General features: G+C 59.2%; 13 protein-coding genes. 8 read left to right on the top strand and 5 right to left on the bottom strand.

The genetic code is table 11. The features are described 5' to 3' along the window. Window position 1 precedes the first annotated feature (1 nt). Window positions 2-460 carry a tripartite tricarboxylate transporter TctB family protein gene (locus PI739_RS13025; RefSeq protein WP_054082100.1) on the bottom strand — a complete coding sequence of 153 codons (459 nt, stop codon included), beginning with the start codon at window positions 458-460 and terminating at the stop codon, window positions 2-4. Window positions 461-522: 62 nt separating this feature from the next. Further along, on the bottom strand, window positions 523-1,506 hold the full coding sequence (locus PI739_RS13020) for a Bug family tripartite tricarboxylate transporter substrate binding protein (RefSeq protein ID WP_170846027.1): 984 nt from the start codon (window positions 1,504-1,506) through the stop codon (window positions 523-525). A gap of 463 nt (window positions 1,507-1,969) precedes the next feature. On the opposite strand from PI739_RS13020, the gene PI739_RS13015 reads away from it, so the two are divergent. Both PI739_RS13015 and PI739_RS13010 read left to right on the top strand, forming a co-directional pair. Then, a complete protein-coding gene (locus PI739_RS13015) occupies window positions 1,970-2,641 on the top strand; it encodes a response regulator (protein ID WP_003363740.1) in 672 nt (223 codons plus the stop codon). After that, on the top strand, window positions 2,634-4,016 hold the full coding sequence (locus PI739_RS13010) for a sensor histidine kinase (protein WP_003431327.1): 1,383 nt from the start codon (window positions 2,634-2,636) through the stop codon (window positions 4,014-4,016). The genes PI739_RS13015 and PI739_RS13010 overlap by 8 nt, the downstream gene beginning before the upstream one ends. A 154-nt stretch (window positions 4,017-4,170) precedes the next feature. Here PI739_RS13010 and PI739_RS13005 read toward each other — a convergent pair whose 3' ends face one another. Further along, a complete protein-coding gene (locus tag PI739_RS13005; RefSeq protein WP_003431326.1) occupies window positions 4,171-4,992 on the bottom strand; it encodes an HDOD domain-containing protein in 822 nt (273 codons plus the stop codon). 110 nt (window positions 4,993-5,102) lie between these two features. After that, the gene (gene ygfZ / locus PI739_RS13000) at window positions 5,103-6,044 is read right to left on the bottom strand and encodes a CAF17-like 4Fe-4S cluster assembly/insertion protein YgfZ (RefSeq protein WP_032609198.1); all 942 of its coding nucleotides are present in this window, start codon (window positions 6,042-6,044) and stop codon (window positions 5,103-5,105) included. Between the two features lie 152 nt (window positions 6,045-6,196). Between ygfZ and PI739_RS12995 the strand changes: the two genes are divergently transcribed. Both PI739_RS12995 and PI739_RS12990 read left to right on the top strand, forming a co-directional pair. Further along, window positions 6,197-6,451 (top strand): FAD assembly factor SdhE, encoded by a 255-nt coding sequence (locus PI739_RS12995; RefSeq protein ID WP_003363729.1) that lies wholly within the window; start codon window positions 6,197-6,199, stop codon window positions 6,449-6,451. After that, window positions 6,435-6,899 (top strand): protein YgfX, encoded by a 465-nt coding sequence (locus PI739_RS12990; protein WP_271351936.1) that lies wholly within the window; start codon window positions 6,435-6,437, stop codon window positions 6,897-6,899. The genes PI739_RS12995 and PI739_RS12990 overlap by 17 nt, the downstream gene beginning before the upstream one ends. Here the strand turns inward: PI739_RS12990 and nadB are convergent. After that, window positions 6,868-8,484, bottom strand: a complete 1,617-nt coding sequence (nadB, locus tag PI739_RS12985) for an L-aspartate oxidase (RefSeq protein ID WP_003431320.1) — start codon at window positions 8,482-8,484, stop codon at window positions 6,868-6,870. The two genes, PI739_RS12990 and nadB, sit on opposite strands and share 32 nt — an antisense overlap. 497 nt (window positions 8,485-8,981) lie before the next feature. On the opposite strand from nadB, the gene rpoE reads away from it, so the two are divergent. The 4 genes from rpoE to PI739_RS12965 all read left to right on the top strand — a co-directional run bounded on the left by rpoE (window position 8,982) and on the right by PI739_RS12965 (window position 12,885). Beyond that, the gene (rpoE, locus tag PI739_RS12980; RefSeq protein WP_002554912.1) at window positions 8,982-9,563 is read left to right on the top strand and encodes an RNA polymerase sigma factor RpoE/AlgU; all 582 of its coding nucleotides are present in this window, start codon (window positions 8,982-8,984) and stop codon (window positions 9,561-9,563) included. 33 nt (window positions 9,564-9,596) lie between these two features. Beyond that, complete coding sequence (locus PI739_RS12975) at window positions 9,597-10,187, top strand: anti sigma-E factor RseA C-terminal domain-containing protein (RefSeq protein WP_003395810.1); 591 nt, start codon at window positions 9,597-9,599, stop codon at window positions 10,185-10,187. 8 nt (window positions 10,188-10,195) lie between these two features. Beyond that, the gene (locus PI739_RS12970) at window positions 10,196-11,155 is read left to right on the top strand and encodes a MucB/RseB C-terminal domain-containing protein (RefSeq protein ID WP_054082102.1); all 960 of its coding nucleotides are present in this window, start codon (window positions 10,196-10,198) and stop codon (window positions 11,153-11,155) included. 299 nt (window positions 11,156-11,454) lie between these two features. After that, a complete protein-coding gene (locus PI739_RS12965) occupies window positions 11,455-12,885 on the top strand; it encodes a DegQ family serine endoprotease (RefSeq protein ID WP_223272533.1) in 1,431 nt (476 codons plus the stop codon). Window positions 12,886-12,941 lie beyond the last annotated feature (56 nt).

The following is a 12,941-nucleotide window of genomic DNA, read 5'->3' as shown; positions in this document are numbered from 1 at the left end:
TTTAATTCTCCAGAACGCTGAGCAGGCCCAAAGGCAAGGGGACGTCCATGGCCTTGTCGAACAGCAGGTACAGGCCGACGCTCATCAGAATCACCACCACCACGCTCGGCAGCCAGCGGCCGCCATACAGGCGCGCCATGGGAATGCCGATCAGAATGCTGCTGAGGATGAAGCCCAGCGGTTCGAACAGCCCCGCGAATATCAGCAGCAGGACGATGCACACGCCGATCTTGATCAGGGTCTCGCGATCCAGCTCCGGGTCTTCCTCGGTGTGCACGATGGGCGTGGGTCTGATCAGCAGGTACAGCAGGGCGACGCTCATCAGCCCGAGCATCAGCAGCGGGAAGGCGCGTGGTCCGACCGGTTCATAGGAAAAAGGTGCCTGATAAGGCCAGGCCATGAGGGCCAGGCCTGCGCATGCCAGTAACAGCAGGCCAGCGAAGATGCGTTGTATGACCATGAGAAGCTCCTGAGTCGCGCCCCTGCAGCGGGTGCAACTGAATGTCAGTCAATTGAATTCAATTACTGAATCAGGCCGAATTCCTTGGCCATCAACTTGTAGTCGGCGACCTGCTTCTTGACGTAGGTGTCCAGTTCCGCGCCGGTCATGGCAAACGGGAACAGCTCGCGCTGGTCGCGCAGTTTGGCGAAGTCCTCGGAAGCCAGGATCTTGTCGAACGAAGCTTTCCACCAGTTGTAGTCTTCGTCGCTGACCTTCGGCCCGAGGTAGAAGCCACGTACCACCGGCCAGACGATGTCGTAGCCCTGCTCCTTGGCGGTGGGGATGTCTTTCATTTCAGGTTCGTCGATACGCTTTTCGGCGAACACCGCTAGCAGGCGCATATCGCCGCTCAGAATGTGCGGCATGGAGTCGGAAATATCGGTACTGCCCACCTGGATGTGGCCGCCGAGCAGCGCGGTGGCGATTTCACCGCCGCCTTCGAGTGCCACGTAGCGCAGTGCGCGCGGGTTGATGCCTGCGGCCTTGGCGATCAATGCGGTCTGCATCCAGTCCTGGCTGCCCACGGTGCCGCCTGAGCCGATCACGACTTTGCTCGGGTCGGCTTTCAGCGCCTGGACCAGATCGTCGAGATTCTTGTAGGGCGAGTCGCTCTTCACTGCGATGGCGCCATAGCTGGTGCCCACGGCGGCGAGCCAGCGCACTGCGTTCTCATCGAAACGACCGAATTTGCCCTGCGCCAGATTGAGCAGCGAACCGCTGGACCACGCGACCAGTGTGCCGGCATCGGCGGGGCGCTGCGCAACGACGGCGTTGTAGGCCACCGCGCCGACACCGCCTGGCATGTAGGTGACGCGCATCGGCGAGGTCAGAATCTTCTCGTTGATCAGCGCGCTCTGCACCAGTTTGCAGGTCAGGTCGAATCCGCCACCTGGCGAGGCAGGGGCAATGCATTCCGGACGTTTGGGTTCGGCAAGCAACTGGCTGGCAATCAGCATGCACCCAGCGGTAGCGGCTATGTGGCGCAGGGAAAATTTCATGTTCAGTCTCCAGGGATATTGTTGTTCTTGGCAGAGAGAAGCTGTTCACCATGCGCTTTTGTCACGCGCACGGGAAAACCTGTGTGCTGTGTCACAGGGGCGGGCGTTTGCGCTGAAGTGGTGTTTTGAAGCAGGTGGCGTGAGGAGCGCGCAGAGCAATCCTCGACGGGAGGTGCTCCATGGGCTGGCAAGCCTGGACGGGCGTAGACATGACGTGACTCCGTTTAGCAATTTATTGTTTTTATTGTTCAGACGCATCCAGGCGCCTGTTTTTTACGTACCCTTTTATCGGGTTGTCTCGCGATGCTAAACGACAAACCTTTCGTAAACCTTTCAGTTGCCTTTCACGTCTTGATTAGCGAGCCGCGAATCGTTTCTGCCCTTCACAGACGGCGGCCGGCCTGTAAACTCCACCGCCACGAGCCTCGATATCCAGATCGATAACAACAGTGACAATCAGGAGACGGCGATGCGTGTTCTTCTTGTGGAAGATCATCTGCAATTGGCTGAAAGTGTCGCGCAGGCGCTCAAAAGCGCGGGTTTGACCGTTGATGTGCTGCATGATGGCGTGGCTGCCGACCTGGCATTGAACAGCGAGGAGTACGCGGTCGCCATTCTCGATGTCGGGTTGCCGCGCATGGACGGCTTTGAAGTGCTGGCGCGTCTGCGAGCGCGCAGCAAAAACCTGCCGGTGCTGATGCTGACGGCGCGCAGTGACGTCAAGGACCGGGTCCACGGCCTGAATCTGGGTGCCGACGACTACCTGGCCAAGCCTTTCGAACTCTCCGAGCTGGAGGCCAGGGTCAAGGCTTTGCTGCGGCGCAGCGTGCTGGGTGGCGAGCGGCAACAGCGCTGCGGCGTGCTGGCCTACGATCTGGACACGCGGCGTTTCACACTCGGCGAAGAGCTGCTGACCCTGACCTCTCGCGAACAGGCAGTGCTGGAAGCGCTTATCGCCCGGCCGGGTCGGGTGATGAGCAAGGAGCAACTGGCGGCGCAGGTGTTCGGGCTCGATGAAGAAGCCAGCCCCGACGCCATCGAGATCTATGTCCATCGTCTGCGCAAAAAGCTCGACGGGCATTCCGTGGCGATCGTGACCTTTCGCGGTCTGGGGTATCTGCTGGAAAGCCGCGATGATTAACGACAGCCTGCGCTGGCGGTTGTTGTGGAACCTGGCCCTGCTGCTGGTGGTGTTGATGCTGGCCAGCGGCATGAGCGCTTACTGGAATGGCCGCGAAGTGGCCGACACCGCCTATGACCGTACGTTGCTGGCTTCCGCGCGAACCATCGCTGCCGGCCTGACCCAGCGTGATGGCACGCTGAGCGCCGACATTCCCTACGTGGCGCTGGATACCTTCGCCTACGACAGCGAAGGGCGCATCTACTATCAGGTCAATGACATTCATCAGAAGCTGATTTCCGGTTATGAAAACCTGCCTTCGCCGCCGCCCGGTACCTTGCGTACCGACGATTACCCGGCCCTGGCGAAATTTTATAACGGGATCTATCAGGGCCAGGATGTGCGGGTTGTCAGTCTGCTCAAACCGGTGACCGACCCGGGCATGAACGGCACCGCTGAAATCCGCGTCGCCGAAACCCAGGAGGCGCGCAAGGGCATGGCGCGCAGCCTGATGGCCGACACATTGCTGCGCCTGGGCATGCTCGGAGGGGGCGCGCTGCTGCTGGTCTGGTTCACGGTCAGCGCGGCATTGCGACCGCTGGAGCGCCTGCGCACCGCCGTCGAGGAGCGTCAGCCGGATGATCTGCGCGCCTTGCCGATGGTTGAAGTGCAGCACGAGCTGCGTCCGTTGGTGGGGGCGCTGAACCACTTCACCGAACGATTGCGCGTGCAGTTCGAGCGCCAGGCGCAATTCATCGCCGATGCCGCCCACGAACTGCGCACGCCGCTGGCCGCCTTGAAGGCGCGGGTCGAGCTGGGGCTGCGCGAACACGACCCGGAGCATTGGCGCAGCACGCTGGAGTCGGCGGCGCTCGGCACCGATCGACTCACGCATCTGGCCAACCAGCTGCTGTCCCTGGCACGCATCGAAAACGGCGCCAGGGCCATCGCCGAGGGCGGGGCGCAACAGCTGGACCTCAGTCAATTGGCCAGAGAGCTGGGCATGGCCATGGCACCGTTGGCTCATTCCCGGGGCGTTGCGCTGGCGCTGGAGGCTGACGAGCCGGTCTGGCTGCGCGGCGAGCCGACCTTGCTGAACGAGTTGCTGAGCAATCTGATCGACAACGCGCTGGCCCATACCTCGCCGGGCGGCAACGTCGTGTTGCGCGTCTATGCGCCGGGCGTCCTGGAGGTCGAGGATGATGGTCCCGGCATTCCGCCCGATGAGCGTGAGCGAGTCTTCGAGCGTTTTTATCGCCGCAGCCAGCAGGGCAGTGGTGCCGGGCTCGGCCTGGCGATTGTGGGCGAAATCTGCCGGGCACATCTGGCCAGGATCACCTTGCACGAGGGGGCTGAGCGTGGCTTGAAGGTAAGGGTCAGTTTCAGCGCCACCTGATCCAGACTGTGTAAAAACTACTGCGCTTGGCAATACTGCGTTAAAAACAGGCGAAAAATGCTCATTTAGAACACCTAGACTCCGCTTTTTCGCCTGTTTTTGCCTTGTCTTGCCTTCGCTCGTGACGTTTTTACACACCCTGGACCAGCCGAGGCTAGTAGAGCATGCTCTTGGCTTCGTCCATCTGGGCGCTGAGCACGCCTTCGCCTCTGGCGAGCCTCAGCTGGCTGTAGGCAGGCAGGTCGACCATTTCGATGAGGCTGAAGGGATGGTCGGTATTCCTATGGATATGCACCGTGGCGATCTGTACCAGGTCGGTGTAGTCAGGGCTTTTCGAGACGCGCGCGAAGTTCTGGAACTGGCCCGGCACACAGGCCAGCGGCTCGGGGAAATCCCATGAGCGCAGCAGGCGCTCGCCGATGACCGGGTGGATGCTGTCGATTACGTGGTTGAGGCTGATCGGGTCGGACAGCAGCTCGTAATGGTCTTCGGCATAGGTCAGGATCGGCAGGATCCCGATCAGGTGGATCAGCCCGGCGAGCGTGGCCTGATCGGGTTTCAGACTGGTGTAGTGCTGACACAGGGTGTAGCTGATACCGGCCACCTGCAGGCTTTGCTTCCAGATATCGCGCATCTTCTGCTCGATGACCGGCGACTTGGCGTGGAACATCTGCTCGACCACCAGGCCGATGGCCAGGTTGCAGGTGTAGTTGACGCCCAGGCGTCGAATCGCGGTATTGACGTCGCTGACTTCAAAATTCGGGCGCAGCAGGGGGCTGTTCGCAACCTTGATAAGGCGCGCGGAAAGGGCTGTATCGCTACCGATGACCTTGCTCAGGGCCGAAATACTGATCTCGGTGTCCTCTGCAGCCAGGCGAATCCTCAGTGCCACTTCCGGCAGGGTGGGGAGAAACAAGGCATCTCTGTCGATGGCCTTGATCAAGTTTCTCTGCACCTCGTCAGCCATCTTGCTCATGTTGCATCTCGCAGCTGTTGGGGGTGTCCAGAGTTATCCGCGCGCTCTTCAGAGCGCCAGGCTGTACTGGATCGCTCTAAAGACACTAGGAAGCTGAATGTGTTCGTCTGCTAGCGCTGAGTTTCGAGTTTGCTGTCCAGTGTGTAGGGCAGTTCACTCATTTGCAGCGCCGCGCCTTCTGGCGAACCAAGATTGATACGACCGTCTTCTGCCGCATCACCCTGCAATACCGCGAGCAGCTCGATGTTCTGCCCATCCTGTGCCGCAATGACCACGTTGCCCACGGCGCTGGCATGCACCGGTGAGAACAGTGCCGTACCGGGCTGCGGGATCTCTTCGCCGCTCAGGGTCAGGCGGTAAAGCCTGCGCTTTAGTTTGCCAAGATATTGCATTCTGGCAACGATTTCCTGGCCGGTGTAGCAGCCTTTCTTGAAGCTGACCCCGCCAACCGCTTGCAGATTGATCATCTGCGGAATGAATTCTTCGCGGGTGTTGCCGAACACCTGGCCGATACCGACACGGATCTGGCCCAGCAGCCAGTCGTTCAGCGGGGCTTCGCTCAACTGCGATGCCAGACGCGCTTTGATGCTGTCTACCTGTGCGCTGCGCACCCAGAGCTCGGCCCGACCTGGCGAGACGCGGATCGCGATCAGATCATCGGCGCGCACCACGCTATCGGTTTCCTGTGGCAGATCCAGCCCCAGGCTGACCAGCGCAGCGTCCCCGTCCTGCAGACCGAAGCGCACCCAGTCTGCGCTTTCATCCGTGAGCTTCGATTTGGAGAACACTGCGTATTTGCGCAGGTCGAGCAATTGCGCCTCGATCAGTTCGCCAGCCATCGCCAACAGGCAACCGTCGCCCTCGAACACGATGCGAAAACTCGACTGCATCCGGCCTTTCTGCGTGCAACGGGCACCCAGGCTGGATTTGTCTTCATTCAGATAATTGAGGTTGCACGTCAGCTGACCCTGAAGAAACTTGCTGGCATCCACGCCGCGAACGGCGAGAACGCCCTCATGGGTTAGCGTGCAGAAAAAAGCTGTGTGGGCCATGGTCATCGCAGATTGGGAAAAAAGTCCGGGGGCACATCATAGTGCCGAGTCGAGGTTATGCATACGGGTACATGAAAACTGCTGCGACCATTGCGAGATTCGCGCGCCCGGCTCACGGCTGTATACTTGCCGCCTACTTTGAGGAGCGCTCCATGGTCGAAGACGTTGAACTCAACCGCCTTTACTGGCACAGCCGCCGCGGCATGCTTGAACTGGACGTGCTGCTGGTGCCGTTTGTCCGTGAGGTCTATCCACATCTGAATGACGTAGACCGCGATTTGTACCGCCGTCTGCTGACCTGTGAGGATCAGGATATGTTCGGCTGGTTCATGCAGCGCGCCGAATCCGAAGACGCTGAATTGCAGCGTATGGTTCGCATGATTCTGGATCGTGTCCAGCCCCAGTGATCGCTTTGAATGTCACTGGCAGGCTTCGCGTCTGCTGGTGACGGCGTATCTTGCGGTTCAGTCGCTGGCACTGGTCGCGTTGTACTGGCTGGACATCGCCGCGTGGGCTGCGGCGCTGTGTGCGCTGATGTGCCTGGTGCACGCTGTCCGCGTGATACCACGCTCCATCCTGCTGACGCATCCGGCGGCATTCACTGCACTCAAGCGCGATCATCAAGGCTGGCAGCTGTGGAATGCATGTGGCGGCTGGCAGCCTGTGCAGTTATGCCCCGACAGCCTTGCCTTGCCGTGGGTGGTCATTCTGCGTTTTCGCCCGATTATCGCCGGTCGGCCAGGACGATCAATAAACAGTTGTTGTATCCCGCATGACGCATTGACGCCGGACATTCACCGACGTCTGCGTGTACGTTTGAAATTCAGCCGGCATAGGTGGGCGGCACCAGAATAGTGTCCAGCGCCTCCGGCAACATATCGGGATAGTCCAGCGTGTAATGCAGGCCGCGGCTTTCCTTGCGCTGCATGGCAGAGCGGATCATCAGTTCCGCGACCTGCGCCAGATTGCGCAACTCGATCAGGTCACGGCTGACCTTGTAGTTGCTGTAGAACTCGTCGATCTCATCCAGCAGCAGGCGTACGCGGTGTTGAGCGCGCTGCAGGCGTTTGTTGGTGCGCACAATGCCGACGTAGTCCCACATGAACCGCCTCAGCTCGTCCCAGTTGTGCGCGATGATCACGTCCTCGTCCGAGTCGGTGACCTGGCTGGCGTCCCAGGCAGGCAGGTCGGCGGGCATCTGCACGTCAGCCAATTGCTTTTCGATGTCTGCGGCGGCCGATCGGGCGTAGACGAAGCACTCCAGCAGCGAATTGCTGGCCATGCGGTTGGCGCCGTGCAGGCCCGTGAAGCTGGTCTCGCCGATGGCGTACAGGCCCGGCACATCGGTATGCCCCTTGCTGTCCACCATCACGCCGCCACAGGTGTAATGCGCGGCCGGAACCACCGGTATCGGCTCGCGTGTGATGTCGATGGAAAACTCCAGGCAGCGCTCGTAGACGGTTGGAAAGTGCGTCTTGATGAAGGCTTCCGGCTTGTGGCTGATGTCCAGATACACACAGTCGATGCCCAGTCGCTTCATTTCATGGTCTATCGCGCGGGCCACGATATCGCGCGGGGCCAGTTCTGCCCGCTCGTCGAAGCGCTGCATGAAGCGCTCGCCGTTGGGTAGTTTGAGGTAGGCCCCTTCGCCACGAAGTGCTTCGGTAATCAGAAAACTCTTGGCCTGCGGGTGATACAGGCAAGTGGGGTGAAACTGGTTGAACTCGAGGTTCGCCACTCGGCAGCCGGAACGCCAGGCCATGGCGATGCCGTCGCCACAGGCGCCGTCAGGGTTGCTGGTGTACAGATAGACCTTGGCGGCGCCACCCGACGCCAGGATTGTGAAGCGCGCGCTGTAAGTATCCACTTCGCCACTGTGGCGGTTGAGCACATAGGCGCCGAGGCAGCGCTGGCCGTCCAGGCCGAGGCGGCGTTCGGTGATCAGGTCGATGGCAGCGCGCTGATCGAGCAGTTCAATGTTGGGTCGCTTGATCGCCTGTTCCAGCAGGGTGCGAAAAATCGCTGCGCCCGTGGCATCTGCAGCATGAATGATCCGCCGATGGCTATGGCCGCCTTCACGCGTCAGGTGAAATTCAAATCCGCTTTCGTCGGTGTCTGTGTCATCGCCGCGGGTAAAAGGCACGCCTTGATCGATCAGCCATTGAATCGCCTCGCGGCTGTGCTCGACGGTGAAGCGCACAGCGTCTTCGTCGCAAAGGCCGCCGCCTGCGTTCAGCGTGTCCTCAACATGAGATTGCACGGTGTCGGTGTCATCCAGTACTGCCGCAACGCCGCCCTGTGCCCAGAAGGTCGAGCCATTGGCGAGATCGCCCTTGCTCAGGACTGCAATCCGCAGGTGGTCGGGAAGGGTCAGTGCCAGGCTCAACCCGGCCGCGCCGCTGCCGATTACCAGTACGTCATGCTGAAAATGTTGACTCATCTGCGAATTCTGCCCTTGGCGACCACTAGTATAAGTATTGGGGTAACGGCACAATAGCCTCGCCTACATGGCAATGTGAGACCACAGCGGGTCTGGATTGTGCTCCAGTCCCTGACGTCATGCCTATTGATTTCCTTTTGTTGAGTTGCTGGAAATGCTCCAGTGTATTGATTTAAGGGAGTTTTATGCAGTTTGCGGCTCACGCCAGCGGTTGTGCCAATGGAACTTTTCTTAAAGAACCATGCTCAATAGCAGGTTGCCTACACAGGAACAGCGTCGATTTCGCAGGGTTAGATAAGTGATCATCAACTGCGAAACCGGCGACAAGACTATTCGCGCAGCCGACCGTGTCGAGCTGCGTTTTTCGTGCAGGCTTTACGATGGCTTGCAGGAAACTTGCTTGAAGGGGGAGAACTTTTGCGAAAAGCCCGAGTCTATGTTTGCGAGCCTGAACAATATCAGTTGCAACACTCCTTCATGCTTAACGAGGAGTGTTCATGCTAACCCAGGAAGAGGATCAGCAGCTTGTCGAACGCGTACAGCGTGGCGATACGCGAGCATTTGATCTGTTGGTGCTGAAGTATCAGCACAAAATTCTAGGGTTGATCGTGCGATTCGTGCACGACACCCATGAGGCTCAAGACGTTGCACAGGAAGCCTTTATCAAGGCTTATCGTGCTCTCGGAAATTTTCGCGGCGACAGTGCTTTCTACACTTGGCTGTACCGCATCGCCATTAACACGGCGAAGAACTATCTGGTTTCGCGAGGTCGGCGGCCACCGGATAGCGATGTAAGGTCTGAAGACGCGGAGTTCTACGACGGCGACCACGGCCTCAAGGACATCGAGTCGCCGGAGCGTGCATTGTTGAGGGATGAGATCGAGGGCACCGTCCATCGGACCATCCAGCTTCTCCCGGAAGATTTACGTACGGCACTAACTTTACGTGAATTCGATGGTCTGAGTTATGAAGACATTGCGAGCGTCATGCAGTGTCCTGTTGGTACCGTGCGCTCTCGGATCTTCCGCGCTCGGGAAGCCATCGATAAAGCCCTGCAGCCGTTGTTGCAGGAATCCTGAGACAGCGGCGATAGCCCAAGAGAGGAACCCGCCATGAGTCGTGAAGCCCTGCAGGAATCGCTGTCCGCGGTACTTGATAATGAAGCGGACGAACTGGAATTACGTCGGGTATTGAATGCCATTGACGATGCCGATACTCGCGCCACCTGGTCGCGTTACCAAGTTGCTCGTGCAGCGATGCACAAAGAGCTTCTGATCCCTCATCTGGATATCTCGGCTGCTGTATCTGCCGCGATCGCCGATGAAGTCAGCCCGCTCAAGGCAGCTCGCGGTCCTTGGCGTACGCTGGGTCGCCTGGCCGTTGCAGCGTCGGTTACCGTAGCCGTTCTGGCTGGTGTCCGCCTGTACAATCAGGACGACATTGCCGGTGCGCAACTGGCACAGCAGACCCAACAGCCTGCAAACCTGACTGTTCCGCAAGTGAAAGGCCCGGCCGTACTGGCTGGCTACACTGAAAGCGCCGAGCAAGCGCCTGGTCCTATGGCCAATGGTGTATTGCAGGGCGGTGGTCAAGGTGACCAGCGTCTGCCGGGCTATCTGCGTCAGCATGCGCAGGAAGCAGCGTTGAAAGGCACTGAAAGCGCGTTGCCATACGCTCGTGCTGCGAGTCTGGAAAACCGTTAAGGAGGATCATGCGAGCCGTCCCTCTACTGCCGCTACTGCTTGGTGGATGGCTTGCCCTCCCGGTACAGGCTGATGATGCGCAAGACGCAATCAATCGTCTTGCCAAGGTTGATCAGCAGCAGAGCTATCAGGGTACTTTTGTATACGAGCGCAACGGGAGTTTTTCTACCCACCGAATCTGGCACCGCATAGCGGACGGTCATGTTCAGGAGCGCTTGCTGCAACTTGATGGTTCTGCTCAGGAAGTGTTGCGTGTTGACGGGCTTACCCAGTGCGTCAGCGGCACACTCGAAGCGGGTGTGGCCAATCCGGCCGACTCATCTGCCCGCGCCTTCGATGTCAAAAGACTCTCCGCCTGGTACGACATAAAAGTTGTCGGCAAATCCAGAGTGGCCGGTCGCCAGGCAACCATCGTTGCGCTGTCCCCCAAGGACCAGCATCGATACGGCCTCGAACTTCACCTGGATAACGAAACCGGTCTTGTGCTCAAGTCGCTTCTATTGAGCGAGAAGGGGCAGTTGCTCGAACGTTTCCAGTTTACCGATCTCGATACCGCCGGTGTTCTGTCCGAGCAAACGCTCAAGACCAGTGCCGATTGCAAACCCGTGTCTGTGGTGAAAACCAAGTCCGAAGCGTCCATAGGTCCTGTGGCCTGGCATTCGGACTGGCTGCCGCCGGGTTTCGAAGTCAGCAGCAGTGGCGTGCGCAAGGACGCCTCCGCGCAATCCTCCGTTACCCATCTGATGTATGGTGACGGTCTGGCGCGTTTTTCGGTGTTCATCGAGTCGGTGAAAGGCGGATCTTCCTCGGATATTCGCACCCAGCTAGGCCCTACAGTGGCTGTTTCGCGCCGTCTCACCACGCCGCAGGGCGACATGATGGTGACGGTCGTCGGAGAAGTTCCGATGGGCACTGCGGAGCGCATAGCATTGTCGATGCGTAACGACGAACCTCCAGCCAATAAATAAACATTTGAAGTCACGGATCCCAGGATGTAAAAATTTTCATCCTGGGTTACAGAAGCCGCCAGGCCGCACTCAACCTGGCTCGGGCACAGGCGCTGAAATGTTTGGTGAGGTTTGCAGATTGCAAAAGCTCTGTTTTTTTTCTATAGGTCACAGCCTCGCAGCTCTGGCCTTTTGTCGTTTCCAGAGGCCATGTCGCTGATCCAGAGATGAGCATCGCTGCTTGAGGTCTTTGAGTCGGTTGCTTCGGACTGCTTAATTTTTTCCTCGTTACGAACGGGAGCCATATGTCGATACCACGCATGAAATCCTACTTTTCATTGATTGCCGCTGTGCTGATGCTCGGTCAGGTTGCTACGGCTCAAGCCGAAAACCTGCCGGACTTCACCGGGCTGGTCGAGCAGGCGTCGCCCGCAGTGGTGAATATCAGTACGCGCCAGAAGTTGCCGGACCGTGCCGTCGCCAATCAGCAAATGCCTGATCTGGAAGGCTTGCCGCCGATGCTTCGCGAGTTTCTCGAGCGCAGCATGCCGCCGGGTTCGCGTCCGCCAGGTTCGGGTGCTGGCAAGGGTGATCGCCAGCGTGAGGCCCAGTCCCTCGGCTCGGGTTTCATCATCTCTCCTGACGGCTACGTGCTGACCAATAATCACGTAATCGACGGCGCTGACGAAATTCTCGTACGCCTGTCCGACCGCAGCGAGTTGAAGGCCAAGCTGGTGGGTACCGATCCGCGTACCGACGTTGCCGTCCTGAAAATTGAAGGCAAGGACCTGCCAACTGCCAAGCTGGGTAATTCCAATACGCTCAAGGTCGGCGAATGGGTCCTGGCGATCGGCTCGCCGTTCGGTTTCGACCATTCCGTGACCAAGGGCATCGTCAGTGCCAAGGGGCGCAGCTTGCCTAACGATACCTATGTGCCGTTCATTCAGACCGACGTGGCCATCAATCCGGGTAACTCGGGTGGCCCGCTGTTCAACATGGCGGGCGAGGTCGTCGGGATCAACTCGCAGATCTTCACGCGCTCCGGTGGTTTCATGGGGCTGTCGTTCGCGATTCCGATCGACGTCGCCATGGATGTGGCCAATCAGCTCAAGGCCAATGGCAAAGTCAGCCGCGGCTGGCTGGGTGTGGTCATCCAGGAAGTGAACAAGGACCTCGCCGAGTCGTTTGGTCTGGACAAGCCTGCCGGCGCGCTGGTTGCGCAAGTGCTTGAAGACGGCCCGGCTGCCAAGGGTGGTGTGCAGGTGGGTGACGTGATTCTGAGCGCCAACGGTCAGCCAATCGTCATGTCGGCTGACCTGCCGCACCTGATCGGCAACCTCAAGGACGGCAGCAAGGCCGAACTTGAAGTGATTCGCGACGGCAAGCGTCAGAAGCTGACGGTCACCGTCGGTGCACTGCCTGATGAAGGTCAGGAAATGGGCGATGTTGGCGGTACGGGTGCCGAGCGCAGCAGTAATCGTCTGGGCGTATCGGTGATCGAGCTGACCGCCGAGCAGAAGAAATCCCTGGATCTCAAAGGTGGTGTGGCGATCAAGGAAGTCACAGGCGGCCCGGCTTCGCTGATCGGTCTGCAGGCGGGTGATGTGATCACTCACCTGAACAATCAGGCGATCACGTCCAGCAAGCAGTTCACCGAGGTGGCGAAAAGCCTGCCCAAGGATCGCTCTGTCTCGATGCGTGTTCTGCGTCAGGGCCGTGCGACCTTCATTACCTTCAAGCTGTCCGAGTAACCGGTCGGTTTAAGAGGAAAGGGTGGCCATGGCCACCCTTTTTTGTACCCGTTTGT

Source organism: Pseudomonas cerasi, from assembly GCF_027983475.1.
In the GTDB taxonomy this organism is placed as follows: domain Bacteria; phylum Pseudomonadota; class Gammaproteobacteria; order Pseudomonadales; family Pseudomonadaceae; genus Aquipseudomonas; species Aquipseudomonas cerasi.
This window is presented reverse-complemented; position numbering and strand designations above follow the sequence as displayed.